The 19,333-nt window shown below is 56.1% G+C and carries 20 protein-coding genes; 9 read left to right on the forward strand and 11 right to left on the reverse strand.

Going from position 1 to position 19,333, the window contains the following annotated elements; genetic code table 11:
* Positions 1-55: 55 nt before the first annotated feature.
* The 5 genes from PGY33_RS04905 to gpr form a co-directional block, all read right to left on the reverse strand.
* Positions 56-886, reverse strand: a complete 831-nt coding sequence (locus PGY33_RS04905) for a hypothetical protein (RefSeq protein WP_118479617.1) — start codon at positions 884-886, stop codon at positions 56-58.
* A complete protein-coding gene (locus tag PGY33_RS04910) occupies positions 879-1,505 on the reverse strand; it encodes a Ger(x)C family spore germination protein (RefSeq protein ID WP_118479619.1) in 627 nt (208 codons plus the stop codon). Before PGY33_RS04910 ends, PGY33_RS04905 begins: the two co-directional genes overlap by 8 nt.
* The gene (locus tag PGY33_RS04915) at positions 1,502-2,950 is read right to left on the reverse strand and encodes a spore germination protein (protein WP_118479621.1); all 1,449 of its coding nucleotides are present in this window, start codon (positions 2,948-2,950) and stop codon (positions 1,502-1,504) included. The genes PGY33_RS04910 and PGY33_RS04915 overlap by 4 nt, the downstream gene beginning before the upstream one ends.
* An 89-nt stretch (positions 2,951-3,039) precedes the next feature.
* Positions 3,040-4,107 carry a stage II sporulation protein P gene (gene spoIIP, locus PGY33_RS04920; RefSeq protein ID WP_118479623.1) on the reverse strand — a complete coding sequence of 356 codons (1,068 nt, stop codon included), beginning with the start codon at positions 4,105-4,107 and terminating at the stop codon, positions 3,040-3,042.
* A 71-nt stretch (positions 4,108-4,178) separates the two neighbouring features.
* Positions 4,179-5,063, reverse strand: coding sequence for a GPR endopeptidase (gene gpr / locus PGY33_RS04925; protein ID WP_119214531.1), 885 nt, complete (start codon positions 5,061-5,063; stop codon positions 4,179-4,181).
* Between the two features lie 140 nt (positions 5,064-5,203).
* On the opposite strand from gpr, the gene rpsT reads away from it, so the two are divergent.
* From rpsT to PGY33_RS04950, 5 genes are all read left to right on the forward strand, one after another.
* Positions 5,204-5,467, forward strand: a complete 264-nt coding sequence (gene rpsT / locus PGY33_RS04930; RefSeq protein ID WP_110436956.1) for a 30S ribosomal protein S20 — start codon at positions 5,204-5,206, stop codon at positions 5,465-5,467.
* A 164-nt stretch (positions 5,468-5,631) separates the two neighbouring features.
* Positions 5,632-5,865 (forward strand): hypothetical protein, encoded by a 234-nt coding sequence (locus PGY33_RS04935; protein WP_119214532.1) that lies wholly within the window; start codon positions 5,632-5,634, stop codon positions 5,863-5,865.
* Positions 5,865-6,149 (forward strand): autorepressor SdpR family transcription factor, encoded by a 285-nt coding sequence (locus tag PGY33_RS04940; RefSeq protein ID WP_118358725.1) that lies wholly within the window; start codon positions 5,865-5,867, stop codon positions 6,147-6,149. Before PGY33_RS04935 ends, PGY33_RS04940 begins: the two co-directional genes overlap by 1 nt.
* Positions 6,133-6,780, forward strand: coding sequence for an SdpI family protein (locus PGY33_RS04945; protein WP_270477617.1), 648 nt, complete (start codon positions 6,133-6,135; stop codon positions 6,778-6,780). The genes PGY33_RS04940 and PGY33_RS04945 overlap by 17 nt, the downstream gene beginning before the upstream one ends.
* 206 nt (positions 6,781-6,986) lie before the next feature.
* Positions 6,987-8,078 (forward strand): S-layer homology domain-containing protein, encoded by a 1,092-nt coding sequence (locus tag PGY33_RS04950; RefSeq protein WP_270477618.1) that lies wholly within the window; start codon positions 6,987-6,989, stop codon positions 8,076-8,078.
* Between the two features lie 480 nt (positions 8,079-8,558).
* Here the strand turns inward: PGY33_RS04950 and cysK are convergent, their stop codons facing one another.
* Both cysK and ung read right to left on the reverse strand, forming a co-directional pair.
* Positions 8,559-9,491: a cysteine synthase A gene (gene cysK / locus PGY33_RS04955; RefSeq protein WP_270477619.1), complete on the reverse strand. Its 933-nt coding sequence runs from the start codon at positions 9,489-9,491 to the stop codon at positions 8,559-8,561.
* A 249-nt stretch (positions 9,492-9,740) separates the two neighbouring features.
* Positions 9,741-10,412, reverse strand: coding sequence for a uracil-DNA glycosylase (gene ung, locus PGY33_RS04960; protein WP_117751594.1), 672 nt, complete (start codon positions 10,410-10,412; stop codon positions 9,741-9,743).
* 943 nt (positions 10,413-11,355) lie between these two features.
* Between ung and htpG the strand changes: the two genes are divergently transcribed.
* Entirely contained in the window at positions 11,356-13,266 is a 1,911-nt protein-coding gene (gene htpG, locus PGY33_RS04965; protein ID WP_110436949.1) for a molecular chaperone HtpG, read from the forward strand.
* A gap of 140 nt (positions 13,267-13,406) precedes the next feature.
* On the forward strand, positions 13,407-14,315 hold the full coding sequence (locus PGY33_RS04970) for a diacylglycerol/lipid kinase family protein (RefSeq protein WP_270477620.1): 909 nt from the start codon (positions 13,407-13,409) through the stop codon (positions 14,313-14,315).
* 306 nt (positions 14,316-14,621) lie between these two features.
* Here PGY33_RS04970 and PGY33_RS04975 read toward each other — a convergent pair whose 3' ends face one another.
* Together PGY33_RS04975 and PGY33_RS04980 are read right to left on the reverse strand one after the other, a co-directional pair.
* Positions 14,622-15,206 carry a dipicolinate synthase subunit B gene (locus PGY33_RS04975; RefSeq protein ID WP_118479635.1) on the reverse strand — a complete coding sequence of 195 codons (585 nt, stop codon included), beginning with the start codon at positions 15,204-15,206 and terminating at the stop codon, positions 14,622-14,624.
* Entirely contained in the window at positions 15,203-15,709 is a 507-nt protein-coding gene (locus PGY33_RS04980) for an NAD(P)-dependent oxidoreductase (protein WP_158575111.1), read from the reverse strand. Before PGY33_RS04980 ends, PGY33_RS04975 begins: the two co-directional genes overlap by 4 nt.
* 46 nt (positions 15,710-15,755) lie before the next feature.
* Here PGY33_RS04980 and PGY33_RS04985 point away from each other — a divergent pair, with 46 nt between their 5' ends.
* Both PGY33_RS04985 and PGY33_RS04990 read left to right on the forward strand, forming a co-directional pair.
* Positions 15,756-15,893, forward strand: coding sequence for a hypothetical protein (locus PGY33_RS04985; RefSeq protein WP_158575112.1), 138 nt, complete (start codon positions 15,756-15,758; stop codon positions 15,891-15,893).
* A 1-nt stretch (position 15,894) separates the two neighbouring features.
* Entirely contained in the window at positions 15,895-17,220 is a 1,326-nt protein-coding gene (locus tag PGY33_RS04990; RefSeq protein WP_118479639.1) for a recombinase family protein, read from the forward strand.
* A gap of 3 nt (positions 17,221-17,223) precedes the next feature.
* On the opposite strand, the gene PGY33_RS04995 is transcribed toward PGY33_RS04990, so the two are convergent.
* Complete coding sequence (locus PGY33_RS04995; RefSeq protein ID WP_118479641.1) at positions 17,224-18,084, reverse strand: tRNA 2-thiocytidine biosynthesis TtcA family protein; 861 nt, start codon at positions 18,082-18,084, stop codon at positions 17,224-17,226.
* Between the two features lie 16 nt (positions 18,085-18,100).
* Complete coding sequence (locus PGY33_RS05000) at positions 18,101-19,222, reverse strand: cysteine desulfurase family protein (protein ID WP_270477622.1); 1,122 nt, start codon at positions 19,220-19,222, stop codon at positions 18,101-18,103.
* Positions 19,223-19,333 lie beyond the last annotated feature (111 nt).

Below are 19,333 nucleotides of genomic sequence, written 5' to 3' on the forward strand. Positions count from 1 at the left end.
CGACCGGAGCCTGCGCAAGGAACCGCAGCTTTAATTGTGCGGTGTTGCCCAAATCCTATTGCGGTCGGCGCAGGTGCAAAACGCCGCAGGTGCGTGTGAACGGATACAGCAGCACACAGACAAGTGCGGCGCATCGGCCAATCTCACACAGGAGGAGAGGCACTGCGAAGAATACCTCGCCGTGTCGGGCAAAATTGCCGATGGCAGCCAGTCCGGCGGCAGTGAATGCCGGATAGGGGAGCAGGGCAGCGGTGTTAGCTCCAAGCAGCAGCACTGTGCGCAGCAGCAGGAGTGCGAGCAATGCACCGCCTGCGCTGAGTCCGCGTGACACGCTTGCGGACAGCTTGGCCTCCGGCAGAGATAACGCCAGTACGACCGATACCGGCAGCAGGGAGTACAGAATATGCCGGAATTGCGGCAGCAATACTGCTGTCGGTGCGGAAAAGTTTGCGGGCGTAAGCTGCGTGAGTGTCAGCACACCGGAGAGCAGGAGTACCGCACCGGCAAGCCACGCAATCGGCAGTGCCCACATGGCACAGCGGTTGAGCCCCATTGAGGCCGTGAGCAGGATGCAGACTGTCAGCAGCACAACTGTGCTGCCGCATGAGCGTCCGGTGAACACGGTCTTCTGCAGGAAAATGCTCATGCGGGCGATGGATGCCAGCAGCGGAAACAGCGAGGTCAGGGCGAGCACCCATTGTGCAGGAGCTGAATGCCGAACCCGGTCGGACAGCCTTGCCGCTCCGATACCGGCCAGTGCACAGACCGTACACGCGAGTGCAGCGGCGTACACGCTCTGCCCGTCGGCGGGAAGATACAGTAATTCACTCATCGGCAGCAGGGCAAACAGCGCCGTACACCACCGCGGAAACAGCCGCTCACGCATAGGTGCCACCGCCAATCTCACCGTCTAAAAAGCAGTTCAGCCGTTCGTTTTTGAACACTGCTGTACCTGCCGGTGCCGTCTGTCCGAACGCATCCACGCGCAAGGCCGGAAGAATGGCTGTGCCGTCTGCGTGCAGCACATCGGTGACGCGGTACAGCGGCATATCCGGCAGAATACCGTCCTGCGCGGAGCGGTCAAGCAGCTCGCTGAGCGCGTACACCTCGTTATCGTTCTCCAGCAGCTCGGCGGCAGAGCCGTCCCGCACGACGGCTGCCCGCAGGCTGAGCCGCACATCGTTTTCACGGCAGAGATAGTCCGCCAGCGGAAGAATGCTCTCGGAAACTGCTTCCTCACTTAAAAGCAGCACCTGTGCATGGCTCAAATACAGGTCTCCCGGCAGGATACTGCGCAGATTGTGCAGCGCGTCCGTCACATCGGTTCCGGTAGCGGACAGGTAAGCCGGAGCGGCGGTGTCATCCGGCGAGTCCTGCCGCACAACCTCGGCGGTCAGGCAGTATACACCGTTTTTGCAGTCGAGCGCAAGTGCGGACACCGGCGAAACCTCTCTCGCACAGCCGCACAGCAACAGCAGCAGCGGCAGGAGTCTGAGCAGCTTCACGGGCGTTCCTCCTTCGACGGGCGTTTGACGGCAAAGCGGTCGCAGCGCATGAAAAACCATGGATAGCGAAGCCAGGTGTCCTCATGCTCGGCGGAGATGCGCGGCACCAGATTGAGCAGATACGGTACCGAGCACGAGTGCATGCGGCACAGTGCCGCGAGTGTTAATCCGAGTGCAAGACCAACGCCGTACAGTCCCCAGGAGGCTGCAGCAGCGAGCAGCACGAAGCGAAGCCACAGGGCAGCGGTCTGCAGCTTGGGCACCATCAGACCGGTGACACCCGCGATAGCGACTACGATAACGGTCGGTGCGGCGGCAAATCGCGCGGAAACCGCTGCGTCACCGAGCACCAGACCGCCGACAATGCTCATCGTCTGTCCCATGGCACCGGGCGTTCGCGCTCCGGCTTCCTTGAGTGCCTCGAGCACGAACAGCATGAGCAAAATCTCCCAACCGATGGGAAGGGGAACGCCGCGCTGTGCGGCGGAGACAGCGAACAGCAGCCGCGCGGGCACTAATTCTCGGTGATAGAGCATGAGTGCGGCGTACATGGCGGGAAACGTGATCGTGAATACAAATCCGATGACACGCAGGATGCGCGAAAGATTTGCCTGCAGAAAGCTGATATAGTAATCGTCGTTGGACTGAAAGCACTCCTGAAACAGAAACGGCGCTGTGAGCGCTACCGGACTGCCGTCCACGACAAGGACACACCGACCCTCCAGCATACGGGAAGCGGCAACGTCCGGCCGTTCGGTCGTGCCGAGTGTCGGAAACGGCGACCAGCGGTGGTCGCGTATGCGCTCGGCAAGATAGTTGGAGTCGAGCACGCTGTCGATATCGAGCGCGGTCAGACGTGTTTCCAGACGCTCAACCAGACTGTTTTCACACAGTCCGGCGATATAGCACAGGCACACGTTGGTGTTTGTGCGGCTGCCGACGCGCATAAACCGGAATTTCAGCCGAGGGTCATTCACGCGACGGCGGATGAGCGCCAGATTGGGCATAAAGCACTCGGTGAAGCCCTCTCGCGGGCCGGAAAGCACGCGCTCGTTTTCCGGCTCGGCGGTGCTGCGCTTGTCGAAGCCCTTGGTGTTGACGAGAACCGGACGTGCATCGCCGTCAGTCAGTACAATGGCGTCGCCGTAGAGAAAGGCGGCAAATACCTTGTTCATATCAGTTTCCACGCGGCATTCGTCAGCCTGGAGCACAGCGGCGGCGAGTATATCGGCGGAAAGCCGCGGCTGCTCACAGCGCAGGATCGGCCGCACAAGGCTCTGGTTGATGGCAAGGGAATTTACCATGCCGTCAAAGAAAAACAGCGCACAGCGCAGTCCGTTTTGACCAATGGCACGCCGTATGATAAGCGTATCGTCGTTCCGGAACAGCTCCTGCATCATGCGGATGTTCCGTTCCAGATCGGCGGTAAATGTGATCGTTTCCATAGTTTCACCCCAAGTTAGGGTGCGCACTATGATAAAAATTATTCGGAAAGTTATCTTGCAGGGCGGGGTGGCCTCATTCCGCCCTGCGGTCAAGTGGTCAATTCGGCCGAAAGAACCTCGCCAAATAATCTGATTCCCTTCAGCGCTTCTGTCATCGTATTGCCCGACGAACCTACCTCCACCAGAAACGCGCTGTGCGTTGCATGCTGATTAAAACGCTGGGTCCGCAGATTAAGCGGACGCATGAGCGTCGGATAGGTGCGGTTGAGCCGGTACTGCAGCGATGCTGCACGATTCAGGTTCTCCTGCCAGTCCGGATGATACAGGCCGCCGTCATCTGTGCCGACCACAAGCATAAGCTGTGCGGTTTCCTCGCCGTTTATCGTGCAGGAGGTCTTGTAGGCGCGGCCGTCATCGGTCAGGATCGAGTCGCGGTGCACGTCAATGACGGTTGTGATGGATGGATATTCTGCCAGCGTGTCCTCAACCACGGCAAGTGAGCGGTCATACGCACCGGTGTACACGGGCGAATCGAAAATTTCGCGGATATGTACGGCCTCAATGCCGTTGTTCTCGAGGACCTTCTGCAGCTCGTCACCGACGCGCACTACATTATAATTGGTATCGGTCGTGCGCTCGGTCTCGGTCGGTGTATACGGAAAAGCGGCATCCGGCGTGTAGCTTTCGCTGCCATGTGTGTGATAGATAAGCACCTGCGGTCCGTCACCGCCTGCGGAAAGATGCTCGTCTGCGGCGAGACAGTCTGCCGCATCCACATCATACGAGGTCTCGTTGTTGATGGAGACCGTGGCGGCCTTGTCAGCGGCCGACAGCACCGGATTGTCGTTCTCGGTGTCGGACGAGGGCACATAGGCGCTCTCCGCAAGCGGATTCTCCGCCTGCTCATCCCGCGCTGCGGCAGCCGTGCGCGGCGTGTACACCTCGGCGGTATCATCCGGCGAAACGCCGAATTCGAGCGCCATTGCGCGGGTGACAAAGCCGCTGTTGTGCGCCAGACCGGTCAGTGCCTTTTGCGCAATCGGCTCGCCGCCTGCCCGGGAAAAAATCAGCAGCGACAGCGCCAGACAGAGGGTGATGACGGCAGGCAGGCGGATGCCGCCTCTCGATCGGAATTTCTGATGTTTACGCCGCTTCATTGCGCCATCCTCCTTGCTGTTTCATGCTATCTATCATACGCCGTACAGCGTGCGAGTATGCCCGAAACCTGTCACGAGAGGTACAGGTCGATATCGGCAACACTGAGGTGCGGATGCAGCGCCATGTTGACTGCATAGCCGATCATGCGGGAGATGTCAGCGACCTCGCGGTCAATATCGCGTGTGGTGATCATCACCGGCTGAGAAAGGTCGTCCAGCGCTTCACAATCAGGCTGCCCAAGCTGACTGCTGATCTCATGTGCGAGCGTTGCGCCGTCCACCACGGTCGGCACACCGACGGCGATAACCGGCACGCCGAGTGTTTCCTTGTTGAGCGCTGCGCGGGCGTTTCCCACGCCGGCCCCCGGCGTAATGCCGGTATCTGCCAGCTGCACCGTACGCAGCAGCCGCGACAGCCGACCGGCGGCAAGCGCATCCACGGCGATGACAGCGGCAGGGCGCACGCGGTCGAGCACACCGCAGATGACCTCGCCGGTCTCGACGCCGGTCTGTCCGAGCACACCCGGAGCCAGTGCGGAAACGGGCCGCCAGTCCGCGAAAATAGCGGGCGACTGCGCGACCAGATGCCGCGTGGCAATGACATGATCGGCGGTCTGCGGACCAATGGCATCGGGGGTTATCATACGGTTGCCCAGTCCGGCGATGAGCACCGGACCGTCATTCGGATGCGGCAGCAGCTCGCGCAGCAGTGTGCTGAGCGCCTTGCAGGCACGCGGAAACGCGTCCTCCTCACGGCGGATGAGTGCATCCAGCTCAAGCGTGAGATAGCGCCCCTGCGGCTTGCCGATCTCGCGGGCGGCATCCTCTGAGAGAATGCGTACCTCGTGTACGGCGAAGCCCTCAAGCATGTGGTCGGACTGCCGGACATGCGGCAGGGCAGCGGCTGTTTTATGGTTTTCAATCGCCTCAACGGCCAGATCGGTGCGGAAAGCCATGCGCAATCCCTCCTTATAAGGATAGTTTTTTTCGAGGAAAAAGTTTTTATGCAGAAAATGAAAAAAACACTTGCTTTTTTTGTGAGAAGATGATAGAATAATATCACTGTTGAATAGAAAACGAAGGAGGTGTTTTCAGAATGCCCAATATTAAGTCTGCAAAGAAGCGCGTTAAGGTTAACTCCGTAAAGGCGCTGAACAACCAGATGGCTAAGAGCGAGCTCAAGACCACTCTGAAGAAGTTTGATGCTGCGATTGCTGGCGGCGATAAGGCTGAAGCAACTGCTGCTTACACGACCGCTGTCAAGGCTGTCGATCAGGCGGCTGCCAAGCACCTCCTGCACAAGAACAATGCGTCCAACAAGAAGAGCAAGATGACTACCAAGCTCAACGGCATGGCGTAAGTTCTGGTATAGAACATCGAAACCGCAAGTTTAACTTGCGGTTTTTCTTTTTGCGTCATTTAGATATTTATCGAAATGTATTGACAAACGCAGAAGATGTGGTATACTGAAAACAATTAGATGGCCATCTAATTAATAGGATAGCGAGAAGGGCGGTGAACGGAATGGACATTACCATTCTGATTTGCGCGATTGCGCTGATTTTAGCGGCAATACTGGTAATCTGGCAGGCAAAAGCGCTTGCAAGGTGCGATTTAATTTGTAAATCCTGCGGCACGAAGCAGAATCTGCCGTGGAAGCGGCTGGTTTTCCGCACGCATGTGGGAAATGACTGGCAGCTATATTGTCCGGTCTGCGGACGCAAAATGTGGTTTGCCGCACGAAAGAGGGGACAGTAATGGGGTTTCAGCAGAGCTTTAAGGCACTTAGCGATCCGGTGCGGCGCGAAATTCTGTCGCTGCTGCGGCGCGGACCGATGGCGGCGGGCGATATTGCGGCGCACTTCGAGGTGTCGGGCGCAACCATTTCGCATCACCTGTCCGTCCTGCGGGATGCGGGTCTGGTGCTGGATGACAAGCAGGGCAAGTACATTTATTATGAGTTGAATATGTCGGTCGTGGATGAGATTCTTGAATGGATCAGCGCCTTGAAAGGAGATGGCAGGAATGAAAAAAATCAGTAGACTGCAGGTGACGGCGTGGGTGCTGTCGCTGCTGCCGGCGGCAATGACAGCCGCGTTTTACAGCAGGCTGCCCGCAGAGATTCCCATGCAGTGGGATCTTGCCGGCCATATGAATTACGAAACCAGATGGCATTTGTGGATCGTGGCCGGGATGGCACCGCTGTTTGCGGTTCTGTTTTACTTTCTGCCGCGGTTTGACCCGAAAAGCAGGAACTACAGCAAGTTTTACGATGTCTATATCGGGTTTCAGATCATGATCGACCTGTTTCTGACCGCAATGTGCGGTATCTGTATTGCGGAAGCACTGCGTCCGGGTACGGTCGATGTGCCGACAGTCGTATGTCTGCTCGTCAGCCTGCTGGTGATGTGCCTCGGCAACATTATGCCGAAGTTTCGCATGAACTGGTACTGCGGACTCAAAACGCCGTGGACGCTGTCGAGCGAAACCGTCTGGACGAAAACGCATCGTGCGGCGGGCCGCATGCTGTTTGCGGCGGGTATTATCGGTGCGGCAGGCTCGTTCATTCCGAACGAAATTGCGAAGTTTGTGCTGGTGCTTGCGCCAATGGCGGCGGCAACGATTATCCCGACTGTGCTGAGCTGGCGATGGTACCGCGCAGAACAGCAGTGATAGACGAAAAATGAACTTTGAAAGCGCGGTTTGCTGGAAAACCGCGCTTTTCTTGTATAAAAAGGTTAAAATTACAGAATGGTTACAACAAATTTAGTCATATTTTAACTTGTCAAGTGGGGAACGGTGTGCTATAATTTTGAAGCAAGTTTACATAGGTGGGGAATACACCCTATCTATCATAACCACTGGGCAAGGAGAATATTATGAAAAGAACGCGAAAGCTGGTGACCGTTGCGGTGCTGGCGGTTGCGGTGGTCGTAAGCGCGATCACGGCAGCCTATGCACTGAGCGCGAACACCACGGAGACGTATGCGTATCTTCCTGAACACTCGGTTTACTTTTATGATACAGCAGGAGAGTACGCGTGGGCTTCCAGCGAGGTTGATACGCTTGCCGTTGCAGGCGTGATCAAGGGCGGCGGAACCCATCTGTTTTATCCGGGCAACGCCATTACCCGAGCGGACTTCATCGTTATGCTCGACCGCGCCTATGGCATGAGTGAAGCGCTCGACAACGGTCAGGTCAATTCAAACGGCTCATTTGTCGATGTGCCGAGCAGCGCCTATTACAGCAAGGCGGTTATCGCGGCGAAAGCCTTCGGCATAGCGGCGGGCACCGCGACCGGTGAGTTTCAGCCGCAGCAGAGCATGACCCGTCAGGACGCAATGGTGTTCCTCAAACGCACGATTGACCGCACGGCGCTCAAGCTGGGCACCGGTTCGGTGAGCAGCTTCTCGGATGCGAGCAGGATTTCCAATTACGCGAAGCCTTCGGTCAGCGCACTGGTCGGTGCTAAGGTGATCGGCGGCTCGAAAGGGAAAATCAATCCGCTTTCCAAGGTAACGCGTGCGGAGATGGCGGTGATGCTCTATCGGGCAACGCATTTGACCGTGCAGGGCAGCGGCGCGGTGTATCAGAGCCGCGGCGATCTGGTCAATCTGTGTATCGGCACGCAGAATTACTGCGATGTTGTGATCGAGAACTATGATCCTTCGGTGACGTATACCGGTCTGATGGAGTATACGGATTTCCGACGAGTCGGCGGTGTTAGCTACGTTTCGCTGAGCGGCAAACGCGCAATCGACCGCACGGTAGCGTACACGAACGGCGTGTTCACCTTTGCAGACGGTGAGGGTACAGTGAGCATTCCGGCGGCCGCCGATTGCGTAGCTATCGATGTCAGCCAGCCGTACCATCAGCTGAATGCGCCGACAAGCACCGGCAGTACCTACCGGCATTGCTATCCCTCCATCGAGGACGGTGCGGTTACTGCGATTTATTATTCCAAGGTATAACGAAACCACCCTGCTTTCGCAGGGTGGTTTGAGACTGTCGAAAAACTCCGTTTTTCGAGCAGCCTCTCGATTGAAACCACGCTTTCAATCGAATCTTGACGAAAAGCCGCGCCCTACGGGCACAATTTTTCGTCCCTTGTATAATTCCCGAGGTACACAAGGTGAATTGCCGCATAGCGGCAAAAGAGGGTGGCCTGGGCCACGCCCCCGGGAATTATGAATTTGCTGTGCAAATTCTATTTTATGCGTGCTGCCGCACGAAAGGTAAAAACGATAGATTGGCTTTATCGACAGACTGAAACCACCCTGCTTTCGCAGGGTGGTTTTTCGTTGTTAAATGCGTGGGCGGAAACTGGAGAAACGTTACGTTCATTCTCCATTTTCCATAAAAAAGACACCTCCGCTGTGCGGAGGTGTCTTTTTTATACATTTGGAGATGAATGGATTTTTGGAGAGAATTGCAGGATTTGAGAATTAAAATTACTCAGAAACCAGCGGGGTGGACAGGTAACGGTCGCCGGTATCAGGCAGCAGAGCTACGATAACCTTGCCGGCGTTCTCCGGACGCTTGGACAGCTCAACAGCAGCCCACAGAGCAGCACCGGAGGAAATACCTACGAACAGACCCTCGCTGTGTGCAAACTGGCGAGAGGTTTCAAATGCGTCCTCATTTGCTACACGAACAACTTCGTCGTAAACCTTGGTATCGAGTACATCCGGAACGAAGCCGGCGCCGATACCCTGAATCTTATGCGGGCCGCCCTTGCCGGTGGACAGTACCGGGGAGGTATCCGGCTCAACAGCAACTACCTTGACATTCGGGTCCTGATCCTTCAGGTACTTGCCGGTACCGGTTACGGTGCCGCCGGTGCCTACGCCTGCAACGAAGATGTCAACCTTGTGACCGGACTGCTCCCAAATCTCGGGGCCAGTGGTTGCGTAGTGTGCAGCTGGGTTTGCCGGGTTTACGAACTGACCCGGGATGAAGCTGTTCGGGGTCTCCTTAGCGAGCTCGTTTGCCTTTGCGATCGCACCGGACATGCCCTTTGTGCCTTCGGTCAGAACCAGCTCAGCGCCGTAAGCCTTCAGCATGTTGCGGCGTTCAACGCTCATGGTTTCCGGCATGGTGAGGATGATGCGGTAGCCGCGGGAAGCTGCAACTGCTGCCAGACCGATACCGGTGTTGCCGGAGGTCGGCTCGATAATGGTTGCGCCCGGCTTGAGCGCACCGGACTTCTCAGCCTCGCTGATCATGGCGTTTGCGATACGATCCTTAACGGAACCGGCCGGATTAAAGTACTCCAGCTTTGCGAGAATCTGTGCGTTAGCGCCAGCCTTAGCTGCAAACTTTTCAGCCGCATACAGCGGGGTGTTGCCGATCAGATCGGAGAAGCTCTTTTTAATATCAGACATGGGATAAACCGCCTTTCAAAATTAAGAAAAATTAGAATGTGATGTTAGTAAGGAATGATGGGAAAACTCAGTCGATGCAACATCGACACATTCGCCGGATCGTCATTGAGATCACGCTCCTAAATTCACTTTATTCATATGTGTTTTGTATGAATTAAATATACAACCGAAATTCCCATTTGTCAATAGGAATTTTGAAAAAAGTCAAAAAATTTCCGCACCCGGAAAAATGGTGCGGAAACATACTGTTTAATGGGTAAGATCCCAGTCGATAGGGTCGATGCCGTGCGCTTCGAGAAACGCATTGCACTTGGAGAAGTGCTTGCAGCCGAAAAAGCCATTGTACGCCGACAGAGGAGAGGGATGCACGCTTTCGAGCACAAGGTGCTGCGGTGCGGTGATGAGTTTCTTTTTGCTGCGGGCATTGCCGCCCCAGAGCAGAAAGACGATCGGCTGCTCATGCTCGTTCAGCTTTTCAATGATATGGTCGGTGAAGGTCGTCCAGCCGAGGTTTTTGTGGCTGTTCGCCTGCCCGCGGCGTACGGTCAGAGTCGTGTTCAGCATGAGCACACCGCGCTCCGCCCACTTGGTGAGCGTGCCGTCCTTGGGAGGCACAATGCCAAGATCACTCTGCAGCTCCTTGAAGATGTTCTGCAGGCTCGGAGGCGGCTGAACACCCGGCTGAACCGAAAAGCAAAGCCCGTGCGCCTGTCCGGGACCGTGATATGGGTCCTGCCCGAGGATGACGGCCTTGACCTTGGAATACGGCGTGTACCGCAGAGCGTTAAAGATATTCTCTGCCGCCGGATAGATGGTCTGCTCGGCGTATTCCTTTTTCAGCCAGTAGCGAATGCGCTTGTAATAATCCTGCTCAAACTCACCGGCAAGGATCTCGTCCCAATCGTTGCCAAGATGTACCATGCGATCACTCCAAAATTGTTTTCTTACCTTTAGTATAGCATAGGGAAGGGGGTGTGTCAAAATTGGGAATGGATAGGAAGCGTCCTATCGCGCAGGCAGTTCGTCCTATCCGGGCTGCACCGGTCGCAGACACAGGTTTTCCGGTGTGCCCGAACTGCGAAGGTGGTTCGCCATTGCCGGGCGAGGATTCCGCCGCTGCGGCGGTGAGGAACGTGCGGCGTCCGCCGCGGGGACAAAAAGGAAGGGACACCCATGGTTTCCCTTCCTCTTTGAACTCCTACCTTTCCTTTGTTTGATAGTACGGCGGTAATGGTAGAGAAGAGACAGGAGTACGGCAGTCGGGTTACCGTTCCGTAGGGGCGCGCATTGCGCGTCCATTCCTCTACCTATTCGCAGCAGGCGCGGCATACCCGTGCCGCGCAAATTTTTTGCTTGTGCAGATTATCCAAATTCTACGGATATAGGCGATATGCACCCGTAATCGTGTTGCGCGGCACTGTTATGCCGCGCCTGCGTAGACCCAAATTGGATGTAGCAGTACGGTATCTGACACTACGAATAGGCGGATACAATGCGGAACGAAAAATCCTCTGCCGTACTCTTTTTTTCGCAGCGGTCTCCTCTCTACCGTTACCGCCGTGCCCTCTAAGGGAAAAGGGGAGATTCACAAGAGGGTGGAAAACCGCAGGTTGTCTACCCTCTTGTGCGCCTGCCGCGCGCAGCGGCACTCCACGCCGTGGTTCACGGAAAAATTCTCCGCCCGAATAGGGTGAACCGCCTGCATGGTTCGGGCATATCCAATTCTCGATTTCGATTTTGAACAAACCATGAATTTTACAAACCCTACTTGATTTTTTGGCGCAATAGGCTTATTATATCAATGTTGGCACTCGATGATTGAGAGTGCTAATACCAAACAACAAACACAGAGGTGTATGTAATCATGGCAACCAAGCAGTTTAAGGCAGAATCCAAGCGCCTGCTCGATTTGATGATCAACTCCATTTATACGCACAAGGAAATCTTTCTGCGTGAGCTGATCTCCAACGCATCCGACGCAACGGATAAGCTCTACTATAATGCAATGAAGGAAGGCAAGACCGGTATCACCCGCGACAGTCTGCCGATTGAGCTGACGCTCGACAAGGCAAACCGCCGCTTTATCATCGAGGACCACGGCTGCGGCATGACTGCCGAGGAAATGGAGAACAACCTCGGTACGATCGCGCATTCCGGTTCGCTGGCGTTCAAGAACGAAAACGAAAAGCAGGACGACATCGACATCATCGGTCAGTTCGGCGTTGGCTTCTATGCGGCATTTATGGTCGCAAAGCATGTTGAGGTCGTATCCCGTGCGGCAGGCAGCGACGAGGCCAACCGCTGGGAGTCCGACGGTGCGGACGGCTACACGGTTGCACCGTGCGAAAAGGCAGAAAACGGCACGAAGATCGTACTGACCATCAAGGACAATACGGAGAACGAGAATTACGATGAATTTCTCGAGCCGTACCGCATTCAGGGTCTGGTAAAGAAGTATTCCGATTACATTCGCTACCCGATCAAGATGGATATGACGCGCTCCCGCATGAAGGAGAAGCCGGCGGATGCAGGTGACGACTACAAGCCGGAGTGGGAGGAGTACACCGAGAATGAGACCCTCAATTCCATGGTTCCGATCTGGAAGAAGTCCAAGAAGGAGCTGAAGGACGAGGATTACAACAGCTTCTATACGCAGAAGTTCTACGATTATCAGCCGCCGCTGTGCCACATCCATTCCAGTGTGGAAGGCGCGGTAACGTACACGGCAATGCTGTTCATCCCGTCTCACGCACCGATGGACTACTACACCAAGGACTATGAGAAGGGCCTGCAGCTGTATTCCAACGGCGTGCTCATCATGGACAAGTGCGCGGATCTGCTGCCCGATCATTTCAGCTTTGTACACGGCATGGTCGATACGGCAGATCTGTCGCTCAACATCTCCCGTGAGATGCTGCAGCATGACCGCCATTTGAAGGCCATCGCGCAGAGCCTTGAGAAGAAAATCAAGAGCGAGCTGCTCAAGATGCAGAAGGACAAGCGCGAGGATTATGAGAAGTTCTGGGCAGCGTTCGGCCGTCAGATCAAGTACGGTGCTTATGTTGAGTACGGCGCGCACAAGGAGCTGCTGCAGGATCTGCTGATGTACCATTCCTCTACGGAGGACAAGCTGGTATCGCTCGCGGAGTACGCTTCCCGCATGAAGGAAGACCAGAAGTATATCTACTATGCTTGCGGCGAGACCATTGACAAGATCAAGCTGCTGCCGGTTATGGAAACGCTGTCCGACAAGGGCTACGAGGTGCTGTGTATGGATGACAGCATTGATGAGTTCTGCGTCAAGATGCTCGCTAAGTACAACGATAAGGAATTCAAGTCCATCGCGGATGCAGACCTCGGTCTGGACAGCGAGGACGAGAAGGAAGAGATCAAAAAGCTGAGTGAGGACAACAAGGATGTCCTCGAAGCGCTCGGCAAGGCGCTCGAGGGCAAGGTTAAGAAGGTCGAGCTGACCAGCCGCCTCAAGAGCCATCCGTGCTGCCTGCGTGCCGAAGGCCCGGTAACGCTCGAGATGGAGAAGGTGCTCAACCAGCAGGCAGCTGTCAACGGCGGTCAGAGTGTACACGCAGAGCGCGTTCTGGAGCTGAATGCCGAGCACCCGATCTTTAAGAAGCTGTGTGCGCTGCAGGCGGAAGGCTCGGATAAGGTAAGCACCTATGCGGATATCCTGTACACGCAGGCGCTGCTCATCGAGGGTATGCCGGTGGATGATCCGGTGGCTTATGCAAATGCTGTTTGCAATTTGCTCTCCTGAGATATATAATAATATAGTTAGTATATAGATAGTATACTTGGGATAAAAGAGTGAATGATTGATGGATTGAGAATAGCGATGCGGCTCGGCTGTGTCGATACTACATTTTATTTATGAACAAAACCGGAAGGTGATGAAACATGAAGAGAATGCTGTGGATACTCAATCCGCATGCGGGACGCGGTGCAATGAGCGGAAAGATCATCGACTGTGTGGCCGCATTTCAACAGGCAGGATATGATGTGACGATTTATATCACGCAGGGTGCGCAGGATGCAACGCGTGTTGCACGGGAGCGTGCGGGCGAATTCGATCGCATTGTGTGTGCAGGCGGTGACGGTACGCTGAACGAGGTGATTACCGGTCTAATGCAGGCGGAGACCCGTCCGGTTCTCGGTTATGTGCCTGCCGGCACGACAAATGACTTCGCGTTCAGTCTGGGCATTTCCAAGGTGCCCGCTGAGGCGGCGGTTATTGCGGCAGGCGATACGCTGCAGGCGCTGGACATCGGCCGCTTCAACGATCGCTATTTTAACTATGTTGCGGCGTTCGGCGCGTTTACCGAGGTCTCTTACGAGACACCGCAGCAGACCAAGAACATTTTCGGGCGTGCTGCGTATATCATCGAGGGCATTAAGGCGCTGACCAACATCAAAACCTACCACATCCGCGTGAACAGCGCGGAAACGCAGATAGAGGACGATTTCATCTACGGTATGGTGACAAACACGGTGTCGGTCGGCGGCTTCAAGACCATCCGGCCGGATGGCGTGGCGCTGGATGACGGACTGTACGAGGTGCTGCTCATTTACCCGGTCGAGAATCCGATGGAGCTGCAGTGGCTGGCGAATGACCTGCTGACGCATAATGTTGAATCTAACCGCTTCGCGTACTTCCGCACGTCAAAAATCAGTTTTTCGTCCGATGACGAGGTGACGTGGACACTGGACGGCGAGTTCGGCGGAGCATTGCACAATGTGCAGATTACCAACTGCAGCCGTGCGATCACATTTGCCACCGGCAAGGAGCCGGAAAGCAAAGAATCATAAGAAAAGTCCTGCAGAATGCTGGCTTAACCGTGATAAGGAACGAATGCAGCCGTATTACGGATAGCCGGCGGATTCAGGTGTGCAAGGACAACAAACGTAAAGACAACCGCCCATTTCCGAAAGGAAGGGGCGGTTGATTTTTGCTGTTTATCAAAAGTAAACTGATTCAATTTCATGGACGAGGTGGCAATCTCCGTATCGGCAGAGCCCGGGATCATAGAAAAAACGGCGTGACTTTCACGGTCACACCGTTCTTTGCGACACAATAATTACTTGTCACGATTCAGTGTCAGCTCTGCGGGATTTTTATACGTTGGGTGCAAGCAGGATGGGCTGAAGCTGTCTGCCGTTCATGGCCGCGTCAATGGCGGCGGGAATCAGCGTCATGTCTGCGACAAGTGAACGCGGTTTGCTGTGCGGTGCATCCTGCCGCAGCGGTACGAAATAGTAATGCCGGCGATTTAGCAGCGTGCCGAGATTGGCGGCGCTGCCGGACAGACCGTCGTTGGTGGAGACCGCCAGCACGACCGGACGTTCTCCGCGCAGATGGCTTTTGACCGCCATGGTCGCGGGCGTGTCCGTCAGACCGTGCGCCAGTCTGGCGAGTGTGTTGCCCGTGCACGGCGCAACGATCAGTATATCAAACAGCGCCTTCGGCCCAATCGGCTCGGCGGAAACAATGCTGTCGATAGGGGGGACGCCGGTGAGTGCGGTCAGCTCCTGACGCCAGTGCGCGGCTGTGCCAAAGCGGGTGTCGAGTGTGCCGGCGCTGTCGGACAGAATCGGCGTAACGGAATCGCCGCGCTCGATGAGTGCTTGTATAACCGGTATGACCTTGGCAAAGGTACAGAACGAACCGGTCAGTACAAAGCCAATGCGGAGTTTGCTCATAAGATGCCCTCCTCGTGCAGAATGGTGTCCACGGTATCGAATACCGCACGTGCAGCGCTGAGCGGTGCTACCTTGCCCGGAAGAGACAGTGCGTGCAGCACGCGGCAGCCATCCGGAAGCAGGGTATCGGCGGCAACACCGCCCGGCAGAGATGCAAGATCAATGATGAAGCAGGGCGGTTTCATGTCGGATAGTACCTCGGTTGTCAGGATCGGAGCGGGTACGGTGTTGAAAATCAGGTCAAAACCGGCAAGGTGACCGGCGAGCCTGCGTGTATCCAGTGCGTGCAGTCCTGCGGCAGCGATGCGTGCGAAATCACGCGTACAGCGTGCGGAGACCGCAACCTGTGCATCGAGAGCGTACAGCTTGCGTGCAAGAAGCATGCCGATCCGTCCGGCACCGATCACCAGACAGCGTGCATTTTGCAGCGTGAACGCAGTCTGCTCCATCGCAAGCTGAAGTGCTCCCTCGCAGGTAGGGAAGGCGTTAGCGATTTGGCGCATAAACGGGTTTGCCTTCGCATAGACTGCAAGCGAAGGAGGGATAGCCATGAAACTGACCGAACAGGAGCAGGCCGCTGTTTCGCGCGGCATGATCGAGGGTCTGCTCCGCGCTTTGCGCGCGGAAGGTATGCTGCCGCCCGAGCGGCTGGAGCTGGTGCTCGAGCTGTTGTGCGCAGGCCGCTGACGTGCTGCGCGTGGCCGCCTATTGCCGCGTTTCCACCTCACAGGAGGACCAGAGAAACTCGCTGGAGAATCAGCGGCGATATTTTTCGGAGTACATCAGCCGTCAGCCGGACTGGGAGCTTGTGGAGGTTTATGCGGACGAGGGCCTGTCCGGTACCTCATCCGACCGGCCCGCCTTTCGGCGCATGCTGGCAGCGGCAGCAGAAGAGAAAATTGACCTGATTTTAACCAAAGAGGTCTCACGCTTTGCCCGAAATACGGTTGACACGCTCGCGTACACGAGGCTGCTGCGCCGTCAGGGAGTCGGTATTGTATTCATTGGAGATCATATCGACACCCGCCAGAATGACGGTGAATTTCGTCTTACCATAATGGCAAGCGTAGCGCAGGAGGAGAGCCGCAAAATCTCTGAGCGCGTCAAGTGGGGGCAGCAGCGCTCGATGGAGCGCGGTGTGGTGTTCGGGTGCAACAATATATACGGATTTACCCTGCAGGGTGGGGAACTGACGGTAAAACCCGAGCAGGCGGCAGTCATCCGCGAGGTGTACCGCCGTTTCTTGATGGATGGCAAAGGCACTTACATCATCGCACGGGAGCTGACCGCCGAGGGCATCCCGCCGCCAAGCGGAAAAGGAAAATCGTGGTCGTCTACGATGGTGCTGCGGCTGCTCCGGGGCGAGAAATACTGTGGCGATCTTCTGCAGCGCAAAAGCTGCACGCCGGATTTTCTCGATCATCGCAAGGTGAAAAATGAGGGGCAGTCACCGCAGGTTTATCTGCGGGATCATCACGAGGCGATTGTGCCACGCTCGATGTTCGAAGCTGTCCAACGGGAACTCGACCGTCGGCAGGCAACCCGCAAAGCCGGCAGCCGACCCTCCACACGGTATTGGTGCTCCGGAAAAGTGGTCTGCGGACTGTGCGGCAGTCGGCTTGTGCCGCGCAGGGGCGCACAGGCGGACGGTGGTCTGCGATGGGTGTGCGGGAAACGGGTGCAGCACGGCGTGGCAGCGTGTGCGGCTCCGGCAGTTGGGAATCGAATTTTGCTGGACTGCATGAAGCAAATCACACAGGATTTGCCAATTGATATAGAGGTGGTATTGCGGCAGACCTTACGCGCGATACCTGATCTCACACGCACCGAAAGACAGCGATTCTGTACGATTTTACGGAAAAAGCTGTACAGTAACACGGTTTACAGTGCGCTGCTCGATCATATCACTGCAACAGGGGAGGGCTTGACTGTATATCTGCACAGCGTGTCCGAACCGCTGCATTTCGACCTTTCAGGCAGAGAAAAACCGTCCGTGCAGCGCACGGACGGCTGAACACTATTCGCTTTTCTTTCCGCGTTCGTCGTAATCATCGAGGAACGAGTGAAGCACGCCGCCGGTCTTGTAACCGGGCATCATATCCAGATTTACCGAGTGGATGCTGTTGAAAATGCTGCGCTCGATATTCGGGTTGTCGCGGCGCAGACGGCGCAGCAGAATCTTGACCTCCTGTCGCTTGGAACCGCCTCCGCCGTTGTCGCACATCGTACAGTTTTCGGTGAAGCGGCACGCGCACTGGATAAATTCGAGGTCGTTATACTGCTTCCACGCGAGGATATCCTCCTCGTGAATGCAGTACAGCGGACGAATCAGCTCCATGCCTGCAAAGTTGGTGCTGTGCAGCTTGGGCAGCATGGCCTGCATCTGCGAGCCATAAAACATACTCATCACGGTCGTTTCAATGACATCGTTGAAGTGGTGGCCGAGCGCGATCTTGTTGCAGCCAAGCTCCTGTGCCTTGCTGTACAGATAGCCGCGGCGCATCCGCGCACACAGGTAGCACGGGTTCTTCTCGCTGTTGTTGGCAACCGCGAAAACATCGGTCTCGAACACGGTGATCGGGATATGCAGCAGCGCGGCGTTGCTCTCAATCTTATTGCGGTTGATCTCGTTGTAGCCGGGGTCCATAACGAGGAAAACTACCTCAAACGGCACCTCGCTGTACCGCTGGAGCAGCTGCATCAGCTTTGCCATCAGCATGGAATCCTTGCCGCCGGAGATGCACACGGCAATCTTGTCACCCGGCTGAATCAGCTGATACTGTCGAACCGCCAGTGTAAACGGGTTCCAGATGGTCTTGCGGAATTTTTTGATGATACTGCGCTCGATCAGCTCGTGCGGCTGTAAATCTCGTTTCATAATGATGCTCCCTGTATTACTTGACTAACTCGTGATAGCACGCGTCGAAAACGGACAGAAATTCGTCGATTTCCGCGTCCGTGGTAAGGTGGCTCAGGCTGATGCGCCATGAGGACAGTGCATTTCTGCGATCACGGCTGACAGCAAACACTGCACGGGACGGCAGACCGTCTGCCGAGCAGGCGGATTTGACCGATACGCACACGCCTTTTTCGGACAGCGCGCGCTGAAATACGGTGCCTTTCACATTCTTCACGCTTAGATTGAGGATATGCGGCACGGCGTGCTCCGGACTGTTGATATGCACTGCGGGATACGCCGCAAGTGCCTTCCGAAGCCGTTCGCTGTGGCGCTGAACGACCGCACAGCGGCTCTCACGCTCATCGCACGCCAACTGCAGTGCCAGCGCAGATGAAGCCGCCAGACCGAGTGCAGGCGTGCCGCTGCGGTACAGCGTCGTGCTGGCACCGCCGTTCATCTGGGGCTCGAGCGGCATACGGCTGCGCTTAAGCAGCACACCGCTGCCGCAGATGCCGCCAAACTTGTGCGGCGCAAAGCTCAGCGTGTCGATGCCGGAAAAGTCCACCGGGATGCGCCCGATGGCCTGCGTTGCGTCAACGTGCAGACGGCAGTTCGGATGGTCAGCCAGCAGCGCTGCGATTTCGTTTACCGGCTGAATGGTGCCAAGCTCGCTGTCCACCGCGCAGATGGCAACGAGAACGGTATCCGGACGCAGAAGCTCGCGCACTTCCTCCGGATCCACCGTGCCGTCCCGACCGATGGAGAGCAGGTCAATCTCCCAGCCGCGCTCCTGCAGGGCGGTCAGGCTGCCGCTGACCGAGGAATGCTCGAGCGGTGTGGAGATGATATGTTTGCCGATATGCCGTGACGCCTGTGTGATGCCCTTGATGGCGAGGTTGTTCGCCTCGGTCGCACCCGAGGTAAAGATGACCTCGGCAGGGGATGCGCCGGTCAGCACTGCAATCTGCTCAGTGACACGCGCCATTTCCTCACGGGCGGCTTTGCCTGCCATGTGTATCGAGTTCGGGTTGGCCGGAAACCGGCGTTCTATATCGCAGAATCGCTCCAGCACCGCAGGGTCCGCGGGTGCATGGGCGGCATAATCGAGATAAATCATAGCATGGACTCCTCAAAATAAGGTTAACGGCTATAATCATAGCATTCTTATAGGAAAAAGTCAAGATGGACAGAAAAAGACTGCTGTCTCCGATGAAACAGCAGTCTTTTG

This window comes from Butyricicoccus sp. AF18-9LB, from assembly GCF_027684505.1.
Lineage (GTDB): Bacteria > Bacillota > Clostridia > Oscillospirales > Butyricicoccaceae > Agathobaculum > Agathobaculum butyriciproducens.

Excerpts from the sequence above, each read along its gene's own strand:
- PGY33_RS04905 (WP_118479617.1), bottom strand. The coding sequence starts at position 886 with ATGCGTGAGCGGCTGTTTCCGCGGTGGTGTACGGCGCTGTTTGCCCTG.
- PGY33_RS04915 (WP_118479621.1), bottom strand. The coding sequence starts at position 2,950 with ATGGAAACGATCACATTTACCGCCGATCTGGAACGGAACATCCGCATG.
- spoIIP (WP_118479623.1), bottom strand. The coding sequence starts at position 4,107 with ATGAAGCGGCGTAAACATCAGAAATTCCGATCGAGAGGCGGCATCCGC.
- gpr (WP_119214531.1), bottom strand. The coding sequence starts at position 5,063 with ATGGCTTTCCGCACCGATCTGGCCGTTGAGGCGATTGAAAACCATAAA.
- rpsT (WP_110436956.1), top strand. The coding sequence starts at position 5,204 with ATGCCCAATATTAAGTCTGCAAAGAAGCGCGTTAAGGTTAACTCCGTA.
- PGY33_RS04935 (WP_119214532.1), top strand. The coding sequence starts at position 5,632 with ATGGACATTACCATTCTGATTTGCGCGATTGCGCTGATTTTAGCGGCA.
- PGY33_RS04940 (WP_118358725.1), top strand. The coding sequence starts at position 5,865 with ATGGGGTTTCAGCAGAGCTTTAAGGCACTTAGCGATCCGGTGCGGCGC.
- PGY33_RS04945 (WP_270477617.1), top strand. The coding sequence starts at position 6,133 with ATGAAAAAAATCAGTAGACTGCAGGTGACGGCGTGGGTGCTGTCGCTG.
- PGY33_RS04950 (WP_270477618.1), top strand. The coding sequence starts at position 6,987 with ATGAAAAGAACGCGAAAGCTGGTGACCGTTGCGGTGCTGGCGGTTGCG.
- cysK (WP_270477619.1), bottom strand. The coding sequence starts at position 9,491 with ATGTCTGATATTAAAAAGAGCTTCTCCGATCTGATCGGCAACACCCCG.
- ung (WP_117751594.1), bottom strand. The coding sequence starts at position 10,412 with ATGGTACATCTTGGCAACGATTGGGACGAGATCCTTGCCGGTGAGTTT.
- htpG (WP_110436949.1), top strand. The coding sequence starts at position 11,356 with ATGGCAACCAAGCAGTTTAAGGCAGAATCCAAGCGCCTGCTCGATTTG.
- PGY33_RS04970 (WP_270477620.1), top strand. The coding sequence starts at position 13,407 with ATGAAGAGAATGCTGTGGATACTCAATCCGCATGCGGGACGCGGTGCA.
- PGY33_RS04975 (WP_118479635.1), bottom strand. The coding sequence starts at position 15,206 with ATGAGCAAACTCCGCATTGGCTTTGTACTGACCGGTTCGTTCTGTACC.
- PGY33_RS04980 (WP_158575111.1), bottom strand. The coding sequence starts at position 15,709 with ATGCGCCAAATCGCTAACGCCTTCCCTACCTGCGAGGGAGCACTTCAG.
- PGY33_RS04985 (WP_158575112.1), top strand. The coding sequence starts at position 15,756 with ATGAAACTGACCGAACAGGAGCAGGCCGCTGTTTCGCGCGGCATGATC.
- PGY33_RS04995 (WP_118479641.1), bottom strand. The coding sequence starts at position 18,084 with ATGAAACGAGATTTACAGCCGCACGAGCTGATCGAGCGCAGTATCATC.
- PGY33_RS05000 (WP_270477622.1), bottom strand. The coding sequence starts at position 19,222 with ATGATTTATCTCGATTATGCCGCCCATGCACCCGCGGACCCTGCGGTG.